The sequence below is a fragment of the Zoogloea sp. genome, from assembly GCF_041911615.1.
GTDB lineage: Bacteria > Pseudomonadota > Gammaproteobacteria > Burkholderiales > Rhodocyclaceae > Zoogloea.
In genome coordinates, this window is sequence record NZ_JAYROR010000122.1 from 24447 (window position 1) to 44586 (window position 20140).

The window sequence follows — 20140 nt, forward strand, 5'->3', positions numbered from 1 at the left end:
GCGTCTTTCAGGTCAGGGAAAATCGGCGGCGCGGAAGGCCGGCAGGCCCTCGGCGCGGGTGGCAAGGGCCGACAGGTGCGGATAGTCGCTGTCGTCCACCAGGCCGGGGGCGGTGAAGCGGGTGAACCGCCAGGCCACCGCGACGGTGATGTCGGCCTGAGTAGGCCGGGCACCGCACAGCCAGTCGGCGTCGCCCACGTGGCGCTCGATCATGGCGTAGGTGTCGCGGATCTGGCCAGTGACCCGCTCGAGCCAGTCGGGCGAGCGCACGTCGCGGGGACGCACGGCGGTCTCGTAGTAGCGCTGCACGCTCTTCTCGGCGGCGGCGAGGCCCCAGCCGGTGAGCTGCAGGCAGCGCTGCAGATCCGCCGGCTCGGCCGGCAGCAGGCTCTTGCCGGGGCCGGCCAGGTGCTCGAACCAGGCGATGATCTGGCTGCTGTCGACCATCGTCCCGCCGTCGTCGAGCACCAGCGTCGGCGCCTTGACCAGCGGATTGAGGGCGTGAAAGGCGTCGAAGTGGCGAAACACCGACAGCGACTGGTGCTCGAAGGGGATGCCGAGCATCCGGGCGGTGATGAAGCTGCGGCGAACGAAGGGCGAATCGAGCATTCCGACGAGTTTCATGGCTTGGCTCCGGGGGTGGATTGGGCACAACGGGCGGCGGTCTGGCGCAGGCGGGCGAGCACGGCGTCGGCTTCGTCGCGGTTCTTCACGGGGATGCGGGCTTCGTGGCCGGCGCCGAGATTGCCGCCACCGAAGGCGATCTTGACCTCGTCGGCGCGCACGTCGATGTACTGCACGATACCCAGGTTGATCGACCGCTGGGTGCCGTTCTCGGCGGGCAGCGCGAACGGGCAGAAGGCGGTGGAGCCGGGCACCGGCGCATCCTGGGCGGCGGCGTGGCTCGGCGGCACGCCGAGGGTCAACAGCAGGGCGGGCAGCAGGGGCAGACTTTTCATGGCGATCCTCCGGCGAAGAAACGGGCCAGGTCGTGCAGGCTGGCCGCCAGCGGCACGCCGGCGGCGCGCACGTCGTCGGCGGGCTGGAGCAGGTCGGGCACCATCACCACCCGCGCCCCGGCGGCCAGCGCACCGCGCACGCCGGCGTTGGAATCCTCCAGCACCAGGCAGTCGGCGATCGGCACGTCCAGGCGCGCGGCGGCGGCGAAGTAGATGTCCGGCGCCGGCTTGCCGCGCTCGACCTCGTCGCCGCAGACCATGCCATGCACCCGCGGCAGCAGGCCGACCGCGGCCAGCTTGGGCTCGGCACGGGCGCGACGGGTGGAGGTGGCGACGACGCGGCCGAGCGCGATCCGGTCGAGCTGGTCGAAGAGCTCGGCGGCGCCGCCTTTGACCGGGATGCGTCCGGCCGCGATGGTCGCCTCGTAACGCCGCCCGAAGGCCGCGTAGAGCGCCGCCGTGGGGTAGTCGTCGCCCAGGTGGTGGCGGATCACCGCCGGGCCGTCCTGGGCGTTGAGGCCGACCATCGCCAGGCCGACCTCGTAGCGCCACGCGAGGCCCAGTTCGGCCGCCGCCTCCGCGACGGTGGCGAGGGCGATCCGCTCGCTGTCGAGGAGCAGGCCGTCCATGTCGAAGATGACGCCGCGGATGTCGGCGGGCGCAAAGGGCAGGGCGAAACTCATGGGGCGGCTCCGGGCCAGCGTCCGAAGGCCAGCGTGGCGGCGAGGACGAGGCCGTGCAGGTGGGCGGCGGCAAGGGTGAGCTTGATCGCCGGGGCCAGCGCGGCGGGCTCGGCGGCATGGGCGATCAGGTGGCGCGCCGCGCGGAACGACAGGATCAGCGTCATCGCCGCGGCGGCGGCGCCGTGGGGCAGACGCTCGCGGCCGACCATCAGCACCAGCCAGCCGTAGGCCACCAGCACCAGCCCGAGGTAGGCCCACTTGGCGCCGTCGGGGCCCAGGCGGACGACCAGGGTGCGCTTGCCGGTGGCGGCGTCGCCACGCCGGTCGGGAAACGCGTTGATGAACAGGATCGCCGCCACCAGCAGGGCGTACGACAGCCCACCGCGCAGCGGCGCGGCCGCGAACCCGCCGCGCTGGACGAAGTCGCTGCCCACCACCACGATCAGCCAGCCCGCCGCCACCGCCGCCTCGCCCAGCCCCCGACTCACCAGGGCCAGCGGCGGCGCGGTGTAGGCCCAGCCGAGCAGGAGGCCGGCCAGTCCGACGACGATCAGCCCGGGCGCCGACTGCCAGGCCAGCCACAGCCCGGCCGGCACCACAGCGGCCAGCAGGGCGAAACCCAGGCGCCCGGTCTCGGCCTCGGACAGCACGCCGTTCTGGATGAAACGGCTGCCGCCGGTGAAGGGAAAAAGCCGCTCGCGGTTGGCCGCGTCGGCGCCGCTGCGGGCATCGTAGAAATCGTTGAGGACGTTGATGCCGGCGTGGGCGATGAGGGCGAACAGCACGGTCAGGACCGCCTTCAGCGGGTCGAGCGCGACGCCGCTGCCGTGGGCCGTCGCCAGCCCGATCAGGCAGGCGAACAGGGTCACGCCCAGGAAGGCCGGGCGGGTGGCCAGCAGGCAGGCCACAAAGGGCCGGGCGCGCAGCGCGGGAACGGGTTCGGCAGGGGCGGGAGTCGAGGCCATGGCTCGCGGACACACGGATTGACCCGCCATCGTGCGGTGTGCCGCGGCGGCGGTCAAGGGACAGCCCGGGCGGGCCTGCGTCGGCCGGTCGAATCAGTTAGCATGGGCCGTTTCCGTCTTCGCCGCGCCGCCGATCTTGACTACCGCCGCCTCCGCCCGTCCCCCCACCGTCCATCGCCCGGGCCCGGGCGCCCGCCTCTACGGTGGGCTGATCCTCGTCGTCGCCGTGGTGCTGCTGTCGGCGTGGTTCGCGCCCTACCCCCTCGACCGCCGCATCGCCGGCGCCCTGCTCGGGCTGTACGGGGCGATCTTGATCGCGCGGCCGACGGCCTGGCTGGTGCTGCTGCCCGCGCTGTGGCCGGTGGCCGACCTGGCGCCGTGGGGCGGCCACATCCATTTCACCGAAAGCGACGCGCTGGCCTTGACGACCCTCGCCGCGCTGGGCCTGCGCGAAGCCTTCGCGCCTCCGCCGGCGACGCTCGCCGGCCGCGCGCCGCTCAAGCTGCGGGCCGGCGCGCTCGGGCTGTTCGGGCTGCTGGCGTTGAGCGTCGCGCTCTCCGGGCTGCACGGCCTGCTGCCGCTGCCGGCGGCGGACGCGGCCTCGCTGGTCGGCTATAACTCGACGCTCAACGCGCTGCGGATCGGCAAGGGCTTCCTGTTCGCCTTCGCGCTGATTCCGTTCCTGCACCTGGCGGTGCGGCGCGACGGCGAGGCGGCGCTCGACCGCTTCGGCCTGGGATTGACCCTCGGCCTCGGCACCTGCGCCGCGGCGGCGCTGTGGGAGCGGGTGGCGTTCCCCGGCTTCACCAATTTCGCGTCCGACTACCGCACCACCGCCCTGTTCTGGGAGATGCACGTGGGCGGCGCGGCGCTCGACGCCTGGCTGATGCTGAGCTTCCCCTTCGCCCTGCTCGGCCTGCGCCGCGCCCGCGGGCCGCTGGCCAGGACGCTGACGCTGCTGATCGTCGCGATCGGCCTCTACGCGCTGTTCACCACCTTCTCGCGGATCGTCTATGGCGCGCTGCTGGTGATGCTGGCGGTGCTCGGGCTGGCGTCCCTGGGCCGTCCGACGGCGACCGCGGGCGATACGCCGCGACGCCATCCGGTTCGCCTCGCCGCCCTCGTCGCGGCGCTGCTGGCGGGCGGCGTGCTGACCTTTCCGGAGGGCGGCTATCGGGCCCTCCTGGCCTTCACCGGCACCGCCCTGCTGGCGTGGCCGGCCGGCACGGCGCTGGCCGGAATGCGTCCCGCCCGCTTCGCGCTGGGCCTCGCCGGCAGCCTGGTGCTGGCGGTGGTCGTCGCCGGAGCGGCGCTGAACCTGCCCAAGGGCGTCTACCTCGGCTACGCCGGGCTGTGGGCGAGCGCCGCGCTGGCCCTGGGCCTGCGCCGCCGCGGGGCGGCCATCGGCGGCGCGGTGTTCGTCGCGTTGCTGGGCGGGCTCGCGTGGTCCACGGTGCTCGTCAGCGCCTTCTGGAGCGAACCGCTGCGCTTTGCCGGCACGCTCGGCGGCGCGGTGCTGCTGATCGTCGTGCTGGCCCGCCAGGCCCTCGGCCGCACGCCCCTGTGGCAACCGCGCGGCCGCGACGTCCAGGGCCTCGTCACCGTGCTGGCGGTGGGGGGAATGCTGGTCACCACCCTCGGCGGCTACTACATGGGCAGCCGCCTCGCCAACACCGCCGCCGACGCGGGCACCCGTTTCCAGCACACCGAACGCAGCCTGAGTCTGATGCAGGGCGGCCTCGACGCGCTGCTGGGCATCGGCCTGGGGCGCTTCCCCGAAGCCTATTTCTGGCATGTCGCCGATCCGGCCACGCCCGGCTCGCTATCACTGCTGGGCGATGCCGGATCCCGCTACATGCGCCTGGGCGGGCCACGCCAGCCACGCAGCATCGACGAGGTGGTGCTGCTCACCCAGCGCCTGCCGATGGATGCGACGACGCCGCTGCATTACCGCTTCAAGGCGCGCAGCCAGAGCGACACCCAACTGATGCTGGCGGTGTGCCGGAAGCACCTGCTGTACGCGGCCCCCTGCACCTATTCCCTGGTGCCGATCCGGGGCTCCGGCGAATGGCAGCAGATCGCCGGCAGCTTCGCCGAGCCGCTGGCGCCGCCCGCCTGGCCGCCGCAAATCACGGTCTTCACCGCCGGCCTGACCACTGCGACGCCGGTGGACCTGGATGACATCGAGCTCATCGACGGCCAGCTCCGCCCCCTCGTCTCCAACGGCGACTTCGAACGCGGCGGCGATTTCTGGTTCTTCAGCTCCGACCGCGACCACCTGCCGTGGCACGCCAAGAACCTGTTCGTCCACGCCTACATCGAACAGGGCACCCTGGGCGGGGCGGCGGTGCTGCTGCTCCTCGCCGCGGCGCTGCTCCATCTGGCGCGCCGACCGACCCGCCTGCAACCCCACGCCCCGACGCTGCTCGCGGCCCTGGCCGGCGTCACCACCGTGGGCATGGTCGACAGCCTGCTCGACATGCCGCGAATCACCGTGATGCTGCTCCTGCTGCTGTGGCTGGGGCTCAACCTGCGCCAGCCACCGGCGCGCTGATCGGCTACCATCGGCGGCTCCGCCCCAACGCGCCAACGTCATGAAAGCCCTCGCGCCGCTCGCCGCCCTGTTCGCCGCCCACCTCGTCGTCGCGCCGTCCCCGGCCGCCGCCGCGACGCTGATCGTCGGCCCCGCCGAGGCGATCACCCGCATCGCCGACGCGGCCCGCCTCGCCAAGGACGGCGACACCGTGCTGATCCGCCCCGGCACCTACAAGGCCGACGTTGCCGTGTGGCCTCAGAAGGCCCTCGAGATCCGCGGCTACGGCGGCCGCCCGGTGCTCTCCGCCGACGGCCGCAGCGCCGACGGCAAGGCCATCTGGGTGTTCCCCAACGGCCATTTCAAGGTCGAGAACATCGAGTTCCGCGGCGCCCGTGTCGCCGACGGCAACGGCGCCGGCATCCGCTTCGAGCAAGGCAGCCTCGAGGTGCGCGACTGCGTCTTCGAGGACAACCAGAACGGCATCCTCACCGCCAACGTCGACAGCGCCGAGCTGCGCGTCTTCGACAGCCGCTTCAGCCAGGCCCCGCGCGAGGCCGGCACGCTGCACCACCTGCTCTACGTCGGCCACATCAAGACCTTCGTGCTCGAAGGCAGCCGCTTCCACCAAGGCTACCTGGGGCACCTGGTCAAGAGCCGCGCGGCGCGCAGCGAAGTGCGCTACAACCTGCTCGTCGATGGCAGCGGCGGCATGGCTTCGTACGAGTTGGAGTTCCCCAACGGCGGGGTCGCGGTGGTGGTGGGCAACGTGATCGCCCAGAGCGCCACCAGCCCCAATCCGATCGTCGTCGCCTACGGTGCCGAGGGCAGCCGATGGCCCGAAAACCGCCTGCTGATGGCCCACAACACCCTGATCAACACGGGCTGGCGGCCGGCCTGGTTCACCCGCGCGTGGTCCGACAAGCTGCCGGCGGACGCCCAGATCGTCACCCGCAACAATCTGACGGTGGGGCTGGGCGGCTTCAGCGTGGCGCTGCCGGGAGACCACCGGGGCAACTTCCCCCTTCCCGGCGGGGCGATGGACCCCGACTCGCTGGACTTCACGCCGCCGGACCTCCTGCGCGGACGGGTGGCCCCGCCCGACGGTCCGCTCGGCGAACTGCTCACGCCACGGGCCGAGTTCGCGCTGCCGATCGGCACCCGGCCGCTGACACCGCCCGGCGCGTGGTCGCCCGGCGCCTTCCAGAGCCACGGGATGGTGACCCGCCAGCCGGCGGGACGCTGAGCGCGCCTAAGCCCGGCGTAGCGCCACGTGCTCGGTGATGAAGCGCTCGGCGTCGATGCGGAAGCGCTCGTCGGGCGTGCCGGCGATCCAGTGCTTGATGAGCCCGCCGACAAACAGGAAAGTGTCGTAGGCGAGCATCTCCGGATCGGTGGGCAGGCGCAGCTGGCCTTTTGCCGCAGCCCGGCGATAGGCGTCGGCGAGCATCCCCAGGAAATCCATCTGCCCGTCGGTGCAACCGCGCATCGAGCTGAATTCGCCCACGTATTCGCACTTGAACGCGAGGATCTCGAAGGTTTCGCGGGTCTGGGCCTGATCGACGAGGATGCGAATGATCTCCTGCAGGGCGTGCTCGATGCCGCCCAGGGGGTCGTCGGCGTCGGCGTCGAACACCACCCGGTCGAGAAACGGCAGCACGGCATCCTCGCGCATCGCGAAGAACAGCTCGGTCTTGTTCTTGAAATGCCAATACACCGCGCCGCGGGTCACCCCGGCGGCGGCGGCGATCTTCTCGAGGCTGGTCCGGCCGACGCCGCACTCGAGAAAGACCCGGCGAGCGGCCTCGATGATGTGGCGCCGGGTAACTTCAGCTTCTTCCTTGGTCTTGCGAACCATATTGAATAGGTACCATCGTAGAATGATAGCGAGGGCTATTTACATACATTCGTGTTTGTATAAAACTATCCCCCAATACAAACCAGAAATCCAGCCCTGGAGTTCATCTTGAGCGCGCATCCCCTCCCCCAGCCCTCCTCGTCCCGCCTTGCCCTGCCGGCTCTGGCGGTTTCCCTCGTACTCCTGAGCGCGTGCTCCGGCAAGGACCAGCAGGCCGCCGGCGCGCCGCCCGCGGCAATGCCGGCGATGCCGGTCACCGCCCTCGAAATGCAGCCGACCCGCGCCGAGACCAGCGTCGAAGCCGTCGCCCAGACCGAAGGCGCGCGGGAGGTGGAAGTCCGCGCCCGCGTCGGCGGCATCCTCATGAAGCGCGTCTATGAGGAAGGCGCCACCGTGAAGGCCGGCCAGACCCTCTTCCAGATCGATCGCGAGCCCCTCGACGTCGCCGTGGCCCAGGCCAAGGCCCAGCTCGCCGAAGCCAAGGCCAAGGTCGAGCAGACCCAGCGCGAAGCCGGCCGCCTCAAGGCGCTCCTCGCCCAGCAGGCGATCAGCCAGCGCGAATACGACACCGCGACCTCCGACAACAGCGTGGCGCTGGCCGCCGTCCAGGCCGCCCAGGCCGCACTGCGTCAGGCCGAGCTGAACCTCTCCTACGCCAACGTCACCGCGCCGGTTTCCGGCGTCACCGGGCGCGCGCAGGTGTCCGAAGGCACGCTGGTCGCCACGGGCGGCAACACCCTGCTGACCACCATCGTGCAGGTCAATCCGATCTGGGTGCGCTTCTCGGTGTCCGAAAGCGAACTCGCCGCGGCGACGCCGGACGGCCGCTTCAACCCGAAAGCCATCCGCAGCGTGGAGCTGATCCTGCCCGACGGCAGCACCTACGCCCAGCGTGGCCGGATCAACTTCGCCGCCAGCCAGATCGATCCCAAGCTCGGCACGCTGCAGCTGCGCGGCGAGTTCCCGAACGCCGAAGGCCGTCTGCTGCCGGGTCAGTTCGTGCGCGCCCGCCTGATCACCGGCGAGCGCGAAGGCGTCTTCAAGGTGCCCCAGGGCGCAGTGATCCAGAGCGACATGGGCGCCCTGGTGATGACCGTCGGCCCCGACAACAAAGTTGCGCCGCGTCCGGTCAAGACCGGCCAGTGGAGCGGCAAGGACTGGGTCATCCTCAGCGGGCTGAAGGCCGGCGACAAGGTGATCGTCGATAACCTGGTGAAGGTCCGTCCGGGTGCGCCGGTCGCCCCCCATGCGCCGGGCGAAGGTCCGGGCGCGCCGGGTGCCGCCAAGCCGGGCGCCGCCCCCGCCGCCGCGCCGGCCAAGGGCTGAGGGAGCGCCATCCATGTCACGTTTCTTCATCAGCCGTCCGATCTTCGCATCGGTCATCTCCATCGTCATCGTGATCGCCGGCCTGATGGCCTCGCTCACGCTGCCGGTCGCCCAGTACCCCGAAATCACCCCGCCGACGGTGATCATCAGCGCCACCTTCCCCGGCGCCAACGCCGACACCCTCTCGAAGACCGTCGCCGCCCCCATCGAGGAGCAGCTCTCCGGCGTCGAGGGCCTGATCTACTACAACTCCACCAGCAACTCGGCCGGCGTGGTGACGATCACCGCCACCTTCGAGGTGGGCACCGACCCGGACGACGCGCTGATCGCCGTCAATAACCGGGTCAAGGTGGCCGAACCGCGCCTGCCCGACGACGTGCGCCGCACCGGCGTGCTGGTTCAGAAGCGCTCGAACAACATCCTGATGTTCGCCGCCCTGCGCTCGCCCGAACGCACCCACGACGCGCTGTTCCTGTCCAACTACGTCGCCACCAACATCATCGAGGAGATCCGCCGGATTCCCGGCGTGGGCGACGCCCAGCAGTTCGACCCGGTGTACGCCATGCGCATCTGGCTCAAGCCCGACGTGATGGCCAAGCTCGGCGTGACCACCTCCGAGGTCGCCGCGGCGATCCGCGTGCAGAACACCCAGAACGCGGCCGGCAAGATCGGCGCCGAGCCGATGGTCAATGGCCAGCAGCTCACCTACACCGTCACCGCCAAGGGCCGCCTGCTCACCCCGGACGACTTCGGCAACATCATCCTGCGCGCCGACGGCCCCGCCGGCGTGGTGCGCGTGCGCGACGTGGCCCGCATCGAGCTCGGTGCCGACGGCTACGACCGCAGCGCCACCGTGAACGGCGCGCCGGTGTCCGGCATGGGCATCTACCTGCAGTCCGGCGCCAACGCGCTGAACACCGCCACCGCCGTGCGCGCCCGCCTCGACGAGATGCAGAAACGCTTCCCGAAGGGCGTCGAGTACGTGGTGCCCTACGACACCACCCGCTTCATCCAGGAATCCGCCAAGGAAGTGCTGAAGACCCTCGGCGAAGCGGTGATCCTGGTGATCGCGGTGGTCTACCTGTTCCTGCAGAGCTGGCGCGCCACGCTGATCCCGATCGTCGCGGTGCCGGTGTCGCTGATCGGCACCTTCGCCGGCATGTGGCTGTTCGGCTTCTCGATCAACACCCTGACGCTGTTCGCGATGGTGCTGGCGATCGGTATCGTCGTGGACGACGCGATCGTCGTGCTCGAGAACGTCGAGCGCCTGATGAACGAAGAGAAGATGTCGCCCAAGAACGCTGCCATCGAGGCCATGCGCGAGGTGTCCGGCGCGGTCGTCGCGATCGTGCTGGTGCTGTGCGCGGTGTTCGTCCCGGTCGCCTTCCTCGGCGGCATCGCCGGCGTGCTGTACAAGCAGTTCGCCGTCACCGTCGCGGTGGCGGTGGTCATCTCCGGCATCGTCGCGCTGACCCTGACCCCGGCCCTGTGCGCCCTGCTGCTCAAGCCCGAGCACGAGGAGAAGCCGCTGTTCCGGCCCTTCAACCGGCTGTTCGAACGCTTCACCAAGAGCTACACCGACACCGTCGGCCTGACCCTGCGCCACGGCATCATCGGCACCCTGGTGTTCGTGCTGACCATCGGCGCGGCGGCCTGGCTGCTGCGCACGGTACCGGGCAGCTTCGTGCCGGCCGAGGACCAGGGCTACCTGTTCGGCTTCGTCACCCTCAACGACGGCGCCTCGGCCCAGCGCACCAACGACGCCACCGACCAGATGTACGGTCGCATCAAGTCCGACGACATCGAGAACATCTTCTTCATCAAGGGCGTGGACTTCATCACCGACAACAACCGGCCGAGCGTCGCCACCACCTTCATCATCTTCAAGCCGTGGGAGGAGCGCACCGTCACCACCGAGGAGATGGCCAAGAAGTTCACCGGACTGGGCATGACCCTGCCGGACGGCATGGGCCTGGTCTTCAATCCGCCCCCGATCCAGGGCCTCGGCACCGCCGGCGGCTTCGAGGTGTACGTGCAGAACCGCGCCGACGGCGACGCCCGCCACCTGGCGGAAGTCACCGGCCAGTTCATCGAGGCGCTCAAGAAGCGCCCCGAGCTGGCGGGCCTCAACAGCTTCTTCCGGGTCAGCGCGCCGCAGCTCTACGTGGAGGTGGACGAACCCAAGGCGATGTCGATGGGCATCAGCATCGACTCGATCTACGCCACCCTGCAGGCCACCACCGGCACGCTGTACGTCAATGACTTCAACCGCGGCGGCAAGACCTACAAGGTGATGGTGCAATCCGAGGCGGCTTACCGGGCCAAGCCGGAGGACATCCTCAAGTCCTACGTCAAGACCGGCGCCGGCGCGATGGTGCCCCTGTCGGCCGTGGCCACGATCAAGACGATCACCGGCCCCGAGATGGTCGAGCGCTTCAACGGCTTCGTCGCCGCCAAGGTGCTGGGCGGTGCCGCGCCGGGCTACAGCTCGGGCGACGCCATCAAGGCCGTCGAGGAAGTGGCCGCCGCCAGCCTGCCGGAAGGCTTCCGCACCGAATGGGTCGGCCAGGCCTTCCAGGAAAAGCGCACCGGCAGCGCCTCGGTGATCGCCTTCGGCTTCGGCATCGTGATGGTGTTCCTGATCCTCGCCGCCCAGTACGAGAAGTGGTCGCTGCCGCTGGCGGTGATCATGGCGGTGCCCTTCGCGATGTTCGGCGCCCTGCTCGCGGTGCTGCTGCGCGCGATGCCCAACGACATCTACTTCCAGATCGGCCTGGTGGTGCTGATCGGCCTGGCGGCGAAGAACGCGATCCTGATCGTCGAGTTCGCCGCCCAGAAGCAGGCCGAGGGCATGGGCGTCGTCGAGGCGGCGATCGAGGCGGCGCGCCTGCGCTTCCGGCCGATCGTGATGACCTCGCTGGCCTTCGTGCTCGGCGTGCTGCCACTGGCCATCTCCACCGGTGCCGGCGCCGCCGCGCGCCGCTCGATGGGCACCGGCGTGGTCGGCGGGGTGCTCGCCGCCACCTTCATCGCCACCATCTTCGTCCCCTTGTTCTTCAAGTGGCTGAGCCGCGGCAAGGTCCGTCATCCGGCGGGTCACCTGCCGCACAACCACCCGAGCCACCAGGAGCCGCAGCAATGATCCGCCCCGTTCCCACCCTGCTGGCGCTGGCCCTCGCCGGCGCCCTCACCGGCTGCGCCATCGGCCCCGACTACGTGCGGCCCGAGGCCGCCGTGAAGCTGCCCGCCGACTACACCGCCCCGGCTGGGGCGCCGGCCGCCGGCACCGCCGCCACGCCGGCGCTGGCCAGCCAGTGGTGGACCCTGTTCGGCGACGCCCAGCTCGACGAACTGGTCCGCCAGGCCCTCGCCGACAGCCCCGACGCCCGCAGCGCCGCGGCCCGCATCGAGGAAGCCGACGCGGTGCTGCGCCAGGTGGATGCCGCCCTCCTCCCGCAGGTGGACGGCGGCGCCTCGGGCAGCCGCAACCGCATCAGCACGACCAACGCCACGCCGCTGCCGTCCTCGGTGCCGGCCACCCGCAGCAGCACCCGGCTCGCCCTGTCCACCTCCTTCGAGCTGGACGTCTGGGGCAAGCTGCGACGCGCCTCGGAAGCCGCCCGGGCGCAGGCGCTGGGCACCCGCTACGCCAGCGAGACCGTGTCGCTGAGCCTGGCCGCGTCGGTGGTGCAGGCCTATCTCAACCTGCGCGCCCTCGACGCCCAGCAGCGCGTGAACAACGATTCGGTGACCAGCCAGAGCCGCAGCACCCAGCTCACCCGCACGCGCTTCGAAGGCGGCATCGCCTCGCAGCTCGACGTGCAGCAGGCCGAGGGGGCGCTCGCCACCTACACCGCACAGCAACTCGAGACCGAAAAGGCCCGCGCCCTCGCCGAGAACCTGCTCGGCCTGCTGGTCGGCCAGCCCGGCCTGAAGATTCCTCCGGGCGACGTGCGCAACCTGCCGCTGCCGCCGGTGCCGCCCGCCGGCCTGCCGTCGAGCCTGCTCGACGCGCGCCCGGACGTGCGCCAGGCCGAGGCCGACCTGATCGCCGCCAACGCCAAGATCGGCGTCGCCAAGGCCGCGCTGTTCCCCAGCATCACCCTCACCGGCAACTGGGGCCGCGAGAGCAAGGACTTGTCGCAGCTGTTCAGCGCCCCGTCCACGATCTGGTCGTTCGGCGCCGGCCTCACCCAGCCGATCTTCGAAGGCGGGCGCCTGCGCGCCCAGGTGGACCAGATCACCGCCCAGCAGAAGCAGAGCCTCGAGGCCTACCGCAAGGCCAGCTACACGGCCTTCCGCGAGGTGAACGACGCGCTGGTCAAGGTCCGCGAGACCGGCGAGGCCGAGGACGCCTACGGCCGCGCGATGAACGCCGCCCAGCGCGCCCTGCAGCTCGCCCAGGTGCGCTACGACGGGGGCTACTCGCCCTACCTCGAGGTGCTCACCGCCCAACGCACCGCCAACGACGCGACCCTCGCCTGGGTGCAGAACCGCCAGGCCCGCCTCGGCGCCACGGTGGAGCTCTTCAAGGCCCTCGGAGGCGGCTGGAAGGGCAGCTGAAACACGGGTACGACGCAGCCGCAAAGGCCGATCCGCGAGGGTCGGCCTTTTTTTCGGGTGCTGCCTCAGCCGCCGGTGAGCAGCGCGTCGGGCACCTCGATGCGCTCGTCGTCGCCGATCCGCAGCCGGGTCAGATCACCCTCGCGGGTCGCCTGGGGCGGGTCCGGCGCGGCGTCGCCCCGCGCACAGCGGAGCAGCGCCGTGGCGTGGTAGGGCGTGCCCTCGACCCGGGCGTCCTTCGCGTCATCCCGCGCCGCCAGCGGCGTGCCCACCAGCCCCAGCCGCAGGGTGAAGGCGCCGCGCTCGTTGCGGCGCGCGGCGGCCCGCATCAGATACACGCGCACGGTGTAGATCCCGTCCGCCGGCAGGGTGCGCGCAAATCGGTCGCCCGTCTGGCTGCCGATGAACATCGCCGCCTCGCCGCCCGGCGGCAACACGTTGAAGTAGAGCTGCGGATGACGCGCCCGCAGCACGACGCTCAGCGTCTGCCCGGCGCGGCCGTGGAGCGGGTAATCCACGTCCTCATAGCCGCGCAGACGCCCGCGGATCACCGGCGGCACCCCTTGCGCACAGGCCGCCTCGGCCAGTCGGCGAGCCTCGACCCAGCCCTGCTGGCCGGCGTGCTCGATCCGGCACCAGGGCTCCCCGGACGACCGGGGCGCGGCCCGACAACCCAGGTTGCGCAGGCAGACGCCCCCATCCGGCAGGTGTCGCACCACCGCCGCGTCGGAGCGGGGCTCCGCGCGCAACGCCGCCGGCGCCCGCAGGCGGAAGTGGTCGGGGCCGTCGGCGGTGGCCAGGGCGGAGCCACTGACGACGACGACGGCGAGCAGGCCGCTCGTTCGGCCGAAGTCTGAAAGGGGGACGCGCATCGAGGATTCAGGCCGGCAGGGAAGACATGCGGCCAATGTACCGAATCCGCGCGGCGCCCGCGGCCCCGTGCCGACTTCTTTTTTTGGGGCGGCGAGCGGTCAGGTGCGCGCGGCCGGATCGCGGGGCGCGCGCGCCTCGTCGATGAACCACGCCTTCACCGCCTGCGCGGCCGGGCTCAGCGCCCGCTTGCGGGGATGCACGAGGTAGTAGCCGTTGGCGAGCGGCAGGCGCAGTGGAAATACCTCGACGAGACTGCCGTCGCGCAGCTCGGCGTCGGTGAGCAGGGGGCTGATCATCACCACGCCCTGGCCCTGGCGGGCGGCGTCGATCGCCATCAGACCCTGGTCGAAATGGATGCGCGGGATCGCCGCGACGGCCTCGTCGGGCAGTGCCGCGAACTGCTGGAACCAACGCGCCCAATGGGGCTGGACGGTGGTCACGAGCAGCGTCGCGCGCTGCAGGTCGGCCGGCGTGCGCAGGTCGAGGGCGCGGGCGTAGGCCGGCGCGCAGTAGAGGCGCGCCTCGTCGTCGTAGAGCCGGGTCGCATCGAGATCGGCGGCGGCGCCGTCGAAGTAGCGGATCGCCAGATCGATGCCGTCGCGCTGGAAATCCACCTGCACGGCGGTGGCGTTCAGATGCAGCGCGAGGGTCGGATGACGGGTCAGCAGGCGGGCCATGCGCGCGGTGAACCACTTGGCGGCGAAGCTCGGCGGCATCGACAGCCACACCGCGTTGCGCGGGCTGTCGCGCAGGGCGTGGCTGGCGTCGGCGATCTGCGCCAGGGCCGGTTGGATGCGCTGCCAGTAGTCCCGCGCCGCATCGGTGGGCTGCACCTGGCGCACGTGGCGGACGAACAGCGCGACGCCGAGCCATGCCTCGAGCTTGTGAATCTGCTGGCCGACCGCGCCGGGGGTCACGCAAAGAGCCTCGGCGGCGAGAGAAAAACTATTCAGTCGCATGGCCGCATCAAAGGCAACAAGGGATTTGAGCGGTGGATAGGGCTTCATGGTCCAGAAATTCTATTCCATGAGAAATTTTAAATGATTTGTCGGAGCGCGGAGCGGCGACCACAATCGGAGCCCTCACCCACGGAGCGCCGACCCATGTTCCAGTCCCTGCGCCGCCCCGGTGTGCCAGGCGTGGCCCTGGCCGCCGCCGGCATCCTGATGGTCACCATGGGCGTCCGGCAGTCGTTCGGGCTGTTCGTCGGTCCGATCAACACCAGCACCGGCATGGGCATCGCCTCGATCAGCCTGGCGCTCGCGGTCGGGCAGTTCGCGTGGGGCGCGATCCAGCCCCTCGCCGGCGCGGTGGCCGATCGCCACGGGCCACGGGCGGTGCTGGTGGTGGCCTTGCTGGCACTGGCCCTCGGCTGCGCGCTGACGCCCTTCGCGCGGGACGGCTTCGGGCTGGCGATGACGCTCGGGCTGCTGGCGTCGGCGGGGTCCGGGGCGGGCGGCTTCTCGGTGCTGATCGGTGCGGCGGCCCAGCGCCTGCCGGCGGACGCCCGCGGCGCGGCGTCGGGACTCATCAACGCGGGAGGCTCGTTCGGGCAGTTCGTGTTCGCGCCCGTGTTGCAGCGGCTGATCCAGTCCCTGGGCTGGACCGGCGCCCTGTGGGCGATGGCCCTGACCGTCCTGGCGGCCCTGCCCCTGGTCGGCCGGCTGGCCGGCGCCACGGACGGGCGCCCGCGCACGCTCGGCGACGATGGGCAGCGCCTCGGCCCGGCGATCGCCGCGGCCCTGCGCGATCGCAGCTATCTGCTGCTGCACGCGGGCTTCTTCACCTGCGGCTTTCACATCGCCTTCCTGGTGACGCACCTGCCGGGCGAGGTGGCGCTGTGCGGCCTGCCGGCGACGGTGGCGAGTGCGTCGCTGGCGCTGATCGGGCTCGCCAACGTGGCGGGCAGCCTCTACGCCGGCGCCTGCGTGGCGCGCTATCGCAGCAAGCACGTGCTGGCGCTGATGTACGCGTCGCGGGCGGCGCTGATCGGGCTGTACCTGCTGATGCCCAAGGGCGAGTGGACGTTTTACCTGTTCGCGGCGGGGCTCGGCTTCACCTGGCTGGCGACGGTGCCGCCCACCGCGGCGCTCGTCGGCAAGCTGTTCGGCACCCGCTTCCTCGCGACGCTGTTCGGGCTCACCTTGCTGTCGCACCAGATCGGCGGCTTTCTCGGCGCGTGGCTGGGCGGACTGGCGCGGGTGAACTTCGGCGACTACGCGTGGATGTGGTACGCCGACATGGCCCTGGCCGGCGCCGCGGCGCTGGTTAACCTGCCGATCCACGAGGCGCCGGTAAGCCGGCCCGGCGCCGCTCCGGCTTGAATCACGATGTTTTCCAACCCAAGGACGCTACGATGAAACGACTGCGCGACGACGTGACGATCGAACACCTCAACCGGATCGGCGAGGAATACCTGCCGGGCTTTCTCGGCCTGGAGATGCAGGCGCTCGAGGAAGGCCGCCTGACGAGCCGGATGCCGGTGAAGAAGCTGCACTTCGCCCCGAACGAATTCCTCCACGCGGCAAGCATCGTGGCGCTGGCCGACACCACCTGCGGCTACGCCACCGTGGCGCACCTGCCGGCCGGCGCGCACTCCTTCACGACCATCGAACTGAAGAGCAACCACCTGGGCACGGTGAAGGAAGGCAGCATCGCCTGCGTCGCCACCGCCCAGCACCTAGGGCGCAACACCCAGGTGTGGGACGCGGTGGTGAGTGACGCGGCGAGCGGGCGGAAGATCGCGCTGTTCCGCTGCACCCAGATGATCCTGTGGCCGCAGGGCTGACGGGCGGGCTCAGCGTGCCGCGTCGGCCGGGGTCGCCGCGCGGGCCCGCCATTCGGCCTCGGGCATCACCGTGACGCGCACCTCCGGCGCCTGGGCCAGCCCGCCGAGGATGACTCCGCGCAGCGGCGAGACGTCCTGGAAGTCGCGCCCCCAGCCGAGGGTGACGTGGCGCAGGTCGGGCTGGATGCCGTTGGTGGGGTCGTATTCGACCCAGCTGTTTTCCGGGCACCACACCGCCACCCAGGCGTGGGAGGCGTCGGCGCCGACGAGGCGCGGCTTGCCCGGCGGCGGATCGGTGAGCAGGTAGCCCGACATGTAGCGCGCCGGCAGGCCGAGGGAGCGCAGGGCGGCGATCATCAGGTGGGCGAAGTCCTGGCAGACGCCGCGCTTGCGGGCCAGCACCTCGTCCACCGGCGTGCCCACCTCGGTGGCTTCGGCGTCGAAGGTGAAGGTCTCGAAGATCAGCCGCATCAGCGCCTGGGCGCCCACCAGCAGCGGCACGCCGGGCGTGAAGGCGCGGGCGGCGAACTCGGCCAGGCGCGGGGTGCGCGGCGCCTGGGGCGAGGCGTAGAGGTAGCGCTGGGCGTCAAGCACCTCGGCGCTGCACGGCGCCGGGCGGTACTGGAAGCGGTCGCGCACGCGCTCCCACGGGGGCGACGCGGCGGCCTTGGGCTGCGCCCGCCCGATCACCGTGACGTGGCTCTCGGCGCGCACCAGCAGGCCGTCGTGGGGCGTGTCGAGGGAGAGCCAGGCAACCGGGTTGCCGAAGCTGTCCTCGCCGTGCTGGAGGCGGGCCAGGTCGGGCGCGATGGTGATGCCGGCGGCCTGGCGGGTCTGCCACGGCAGCGCGCGCGGGATCAGGTGGAGCAGGTGCTGGGCCAGCGAGACGGGCACGCCGCAGGCGGGGTACTCGGTCTCGTGGAGGACGATGTAGTCGATGCTTCGGGTCATGACGGGAGGTCCGGGTGGCGCCGCGGGTTCATGCCGCGAACGTGGCCTGGCCGGTCCGGCCGGTGTGGCTGAAGAAGCGCATCGCGAGGCGGTCGGACAACTGACGGCCGACCTCGGCGAGATGCTCGAAATGCCCGGCGAGGGCGAGGCAGGCCTCGTCGTGAACCGCCTCGGCGACACCGCCCTCGAGCTGCGCCCACGGGAAAGCCTGCAGCGCGGCGAAGGCCGTTTCGAGCGCGGCCGTGCCCAGCGGCGGGCCGTCGCCATCGAGCTTGCCCAGATAGTTGGACAGCATCCGCACCTGAAAGGCCAGGGCGTGCGGGTTGGCGTCGTCCATCGCGAGCAGGTGCAGGGCCGGCAGCAGGGCCGGCTGGGCGCGGTAGCGGGTGCGGTAGGTGATGATCGAGTCGCACAGTTCGAGCAGGGCCTCGACGGCGAGCTCCCGGTGCAGCGGCGTGTCGGTCTCGACGTGGCGGCGCAGGAAGCTGGCGAGGGTGCCGGCGAGGCTGTCGAGGCGCTCGATGCGGCGCCCGACGATGTGCAGGCGCCAGCCCATGTCGCGGGTCATGTTGTCCATCGCGAAGCCCGACAGGGAGACGAAGGTGGTCAGCGCCTCGTCGAGGAATTCGAGCAGTGCGGGCACGTCGCTGACGTGGTCGCGACAGGCCTCGATCTCGGCCGACAGGCGCTTGAGGGCGTGCCAGTGGTCCAGCGAGAGGTGTTCGCGAGCCTGCCCGGCGCACCAGGTGAGGCGCTGCAGGTTGGCGGCGAGGCCGTGGTCGGCGGCGCGGTCGAGCACCGCGCGGAACAGGTCGAGCTCGGCCTTGGCCAGCGGGGCGTCCACCTGCTCGGGCTCGATCAGGCCGGCGCCGGCGGCCAGCGCCAGCAGGGTGCCGAGGGCGCCGGCGCGCTCGGCGTGGCGGCCCTCGGAGAGACGCGCGAGGGCCAGCCGGGCGAGCCGCGCGACCGCGTCGCAGCGCTCGGAGTAACGCCCGAACCAGAACAGGTTTTCGGCCAGCCGCGACGACAGGGTGCCGGTTTCGCGGATGAGATCGGCCACCCCGATGCTGGCGTGGAGCATGCTGAATGCGGACACCGGCCCGTCGGACAGGACCCAGGTGTCCTTGCTGCTGCCGCCCTTCTGCAGGGTGAGGATGCGCATGTTCTCGACCCCGGCGACCCGCGCGAGGCCGCCGGGCAGCACGGTGTAGCCTTCGGGCGTGAGGGCGGCATAGACGCGCAGGCCCATCGCCCGGGTGCGCAGCTTGCGACGGTGGCCGCCGGCCCAGATCGGAGCGCGGGAGAGTTTGACGAGTTCCTGGGCGACAAAGGCCGAGGGGTCGAACTCGATGCGCGCGGCGAGGGCGTCGAGCTGGTCGGCGGCGAGGCGGTCGCCGAAGATGATCTCGTTGGAGACGCCGGGAAAGGTGGGCTTGAGGACCAGCTTGTCGAGGTTCTTCAGCACCTCGCGGCGGGCCGGCGCCTCGCCGCACCACCAGGTGGCCACCGACGGCAGGGCCAGCTCCTCGCCCAGCAGGTGGCGGCAGATGCCGGGCAGGAAGCCGGGCAGCGCGGCCGATTCGAGCAGCCCCGACCCCAGCGCGTTGGCGACCAGCACGCGGCCGGCGCGCACCGCGCCGAGCAGGCCCGGCACGCCGAGGGCGGAGTCGGCGCGCAGTTCGACCGGATCGCAGAAGTTGTCGTCGAGGCGGCGCAGGATGGCGTGCACGCGCTCGAGGCCGGAGACGGTTTTGAGGTAGACGGTGTCGTTGCGCACCGTGAGGTCCTGCCCCTCGACGAGGGGAAAGCCCAGGTAGCGGGCCAGGTAGACGTGCTCGAAGTAGGTTTCGTTGAACGGCCCCGGGGTGAGCAGCACGGTGAGCGGCGGCTCGCCGTCGGTGGGGGCCTGGGCGGCGAGGCTGCGCTGCAGCTCGCGGAAGAAGCGCGCGAGGGTCTGCACCTGCATGTCGCGGAACAGGTCGGGGAAGGCGCGCGACACCAGCAGGCGGTTTTCGAGCGCATAGCCGGCGCCGGACGGGGCCTGGGTGCGGTCGGCGATGACCCACCAGCGGCCGTCGGGCGAGCGGGCGAGATCCGCCGCGTAGAGGTGCAGGAAGTTGTCGCCGGCGGGACGGATGCCGTGGCAGGGCCACAGGTAGCCCTTGTGGCCGAACACCAGCTCGGGCGGCAGGAGACCTTCGGACAGGGTCGTCTGGGGGCCGTAGAGGTCGCCCAGCAGAGCGTTGAGCAGGCGCGCGCGCTGGGCGATGGCGGTGGCAATGCCGCGCCATTCGTCGGCGGGCAGGATCAGCGGCAGCAGGTCGAGGGACCAGGGCCGGCTGACGCCACGGGGGTCGGCATAGACGTTGTAGGTGACGCCGTTCTGCTGAATGCCGCGCTCGAGCTGGGCGGCGCGGGCGCGCAGGATGTCGCTGCCGGATTCGTCGAGGTGGTCGAGGAACTGCTGCCAGTGGGGGCGGACGCCGTCCTCCCCGCACAGCTCGTCGTAGCTGTCGGGGCGATAGGTGTAGTGGGCGAGGAAGGGACTGGTCATGGGGCGCGAAACTAGCACAGGACGGCCGGCGCAGACGGTGAGATCCGCCGCACCGGCGGACGCGGAGCGGGAGGCCGGCGGCGGCGG

At 71.3% G+C, this 20140-nt stretch carries 16 protein-coding genes; 7 read left to right on the forward strand and 9 right to left on the reverse strand.

What is annotated here, in order from left to right:
* Positions 1-12 precede the first annotated feature (12 nt).
* From ACE3P2_RS15875 to ACE3P2_RS15890, 4 genes are read right to left on the reverse strand one after another with little or no spacing between them, the layout of a single operon-like run.
* Positions 13-624, reverse strand: a complete 612-nt coding sequence (locus tag ACE3P2_RS15875) for a glutathione S-transferase family protein (RefSeq protein ID WP_374266201.1) — start codon at positions 622-624, stop codon at positions 13-15.
* Complete coding sequence (locus ACE3P2_RS15880; protein WP_374266203.1) at positions 621-959, reverse strand: hypothetical protein; 339 nt, start codon at positions 957-959, stop codon at positions 621-623. The genes ACE3P2_RS15875 and ACE3P2_RS15880 overlap by 4 nt, the downstream gene beginning before the upstream one ends.
* Complete coding sequence (locus tag ACE3P2_RS15885; RefSeq protein WP_374266205.1) at positions 956-1642, reverse strand: HAD family hydrolase; 687 nt, start codon at positions 1640-1642, stop codon at positions 956-958. The genes ACE3P2_RS15880 and ACE3P2_RS15885 overlap by 4 nt, the downstream gene beginning before the upstream one ends.
* On the reverse strand, positions 1639-2607 hold the full coding sequence (locus tag ACE3P2_RS15890) for a prenyltransferase (RefSeq protein WP_374266207.1): 969 nt from the start codon (positions 2605-2607) through the stop codon (positions 1639-1641). The genes ACE3P2_RS15885 and ACE3P2_RS15890 overlap by 4 nt, the downstream gene beginning before the upstream one ends.
* A 136-nt stretch (positions 2608-2743) precedes the next feature.
* Between ACE3P2_RS15890 and ACE3P2_RS15895 the strand changes: the two genes are divergently transcribed.
* Positions 2744-5161 carry a hypothetical protein gene (locus tag ACE3P2_RS15895; RefSeq protein WP_374266209.1) on the forward strand — a complete coding sequence of 806 codons (2418 nt, stop codon included), beginning with the start codon at positions 2744-2746 and terminating at the stop codon, positions 5159-5161.
* 40 nt (positions 5162-5201) lie between these two features.
* Positions 5202-6386 carry a hypothetical protein gene (locus ACE3P2_RS15900; protein WP_374266211.1) on the forward strand — a complete coding sequence of 395 codons (1185 nt, stop codon included), beginning with the start codon at positions 5202-5204 and terminating at the stop codon, positions 6384-6386.
* Between the two features lie 6 nt (positions 6387-6392).
* On the opposite strand, the gene ACE3P2_RS15905 is transcribed toward ACE3P2_RS15900, so the two are convergent.
* Positions 6393-6998 carry a TetR family transcriptional regulator gene (locus tag ACE3P2_RS15905; protein WP_374266213.1) on the reverse strand — a complete coding sequence of 202 codons (606 nt, stop codon included), beginning with the start codon at positions 6996-6998 and terminating at the stop codon, positions 6393-6395.
* Positions 6999-7106: 108 nt separating this feature from the next.
* On the opposite strand from ACE3P2_RS15905, the gene ACE3P2_RS15910 reads away from it, so the two are divergent.
* The 3 genes from ACE3P2_RS15910 to ACE3P2_RS15920 are packed head-to-tail and all read left to right on the forward strand — an operon-like array spanning position 7107 to position 12887.
* Positions 7107-8324 (forward strand): efflux RND transporter periplasmic adaptor subunit, encoded by a 1218-nt coding sequence (locus ACE3P2_RS15910; protein WP_374266215.1) that lies wholly within the window; start codon positions 7107-7109, stop codon positions 8322-8324.
* Positions 8325-8337: 13 nt separating this feature from the next.
* Positions 8338-11466 (forward strand): efflux RND transporter permease subunit, encoded by a 3129-nt coding sequence (locus ACE3P2_RS15915; protein WP_374266217.1) that lies wholly within the window; start codon positions 8338-8340, stop codon positions 11464-11466.
* A complete protein-coding gene (locus ACE3P2_RS15920) occupies positions 11463-12887 on the forward strand; it encodes an efflux transporter outer membrane subunit (protein ID WP_374266219.1) in 1425 nt (474 codons plus the stop codon). The genes ACE3P2_RS15915 and ACE3P2_RS15920 overlap by 4 nt, the downstream gene beginning before the upstream one ends.
* Before the next feature lie 65 nt (positions 12888-12952).
* On the opposite strand, the gene ACE3P2_RS15925 is transcribed toward ACE3P2_RS15920, so the two are convergent.
* Complete coding sequence (locus ACE3P2_RS15925; RefSeq protein ID WP_374266221.1) at positions 12953-13759, reverse strand: hypothetical protein; 807 nt, start codon at positions 13757-13759, stop codon at positions 12953-12955.
* Positions 13760-13858: 99 nt separating this feature from the next.
* Entirely contained in the window at positions 13859-14767 is a 909-nt protein-coding gene (locus ACE3P2_RS15930) for a LysR substrate-binding domain-containing protein (protein ID WP_374266223.1), read from the reverse strand.
* 96 nt (positions 14768-14863) lie between these two features.
* Between ACE3P2_RS15930 and ACE3P2_RS15935 the strand changes: the two genes are divergently transcribed.
* Both ACE3P2_RS15935 and ACE3P2_RS15940 read left to right on the forward strand, forming a co-directional pair.
* Entirely contained in the window at positions 14864-16084 is a 1221-nt protein-coding gene (locus tag ACE3P2_RS15935; protein ID WP_374266225.1) for an MFS transporter, read from the forward strand.
* 32 nt (positions 16085-16116) lie between these two features.
* Positions 16117-16548 carry a PaaI family thioesterase gene (locus tag ACE3P2_RS15940; RefSeq protein ID WP_374266227.1) on the forward strand — a complete coding sequence of 144 codons (432 nt, stop codon included), beginning with the start codon at positions 16117-16119 and terminating at the stop codon, positions 16546-16548.
* Positions 16549-16557: 9 nt separating this feature from the next.
* Here the strand turns inward: ACE3P2_RS15940 and ACE3P2_RS15945 are convergent, their stop codons facing one another.
* Positions 16558-17499, reverse strand: coding sequence for a transglutaminase domain-containing protein (locus tag ACE3P2_RS15945; RefSeq protein ID WP_374266229.1), 942 nt, complete (start codon positions 17497-17499; stop codon positions 16558-16560).
* Positions 17500-17527: 28 nt separating this feature from the next.
* Positions 17528-20053, reverse strand: a complete 2526-nt coding sequence (locus tag ACE3P2_RS15950) for a circularly permuted type 2 ATP-grasp protein (protein WP_374266231.1) — start codon at positions 20051-20053, stop codon at positions 17528-17530.
* Between the last annotated feature and the right edge of the window lie 87 nt (positions 20054-20140).